The organism is Halomonas sp. AOP43-A1-21 (genome assembly GCF_052376775.1).
Lineage (GTDB): Bacteria > Pseudomonadota > Gammaproteobacteria > Pseudomonadales > Halomonadaceae > Vreelandella > Vreelandella colorata.
On the sequence record NZ_JBQSWC010000110.1, the window covers coordinates 1 to 342 of the forward strand.

Genomic DNA, 342 nt, shown 5'->3' on the forward strand with positions numbered 1-342 from the left:
AGCCTTTTTTAGGATGTCTTTTTCCATCTCAATGTCACGGATGCGCTTTTCAAGCTCGCGAATCCTGAGCTGATCGGGTGTCATGGGCGTTGCTTTAGGGCTTTGGCCATCACGCTCTTGGCGTAACTGACGAACCCATTTATCCATGCTCGAATACCCCACATTCATGGCTTCAGCCGCTTCACGAACCGTGTAGTGTTGATCGACGACCAGTTGTGCTGCTTCGAGTCGGAATTCAGGGCTAAAATTACGTTTTGGTCTTGTTGCCATGCTGCCACCTATTTGTCTCTTGGTGCATATTAACACCTCTAATTAGGTGGCCAAATTCACTATGCCACTACA

General features: G+C 48.0%; 1 protein-coding gene. It reads right to left on the bottom strand.

Annotation, left to right across the window (positions count from 1 at the left end):
• Nucleotides 1-270: transposase (locus ACT3R7_RS20770; protein WP_496199473.1), on the bottom strand; the 270-nt coding region annotated here is incomplete at its 3' end.
• Nucleotides 271-342 lie beyond the last annotated feature (72 nt).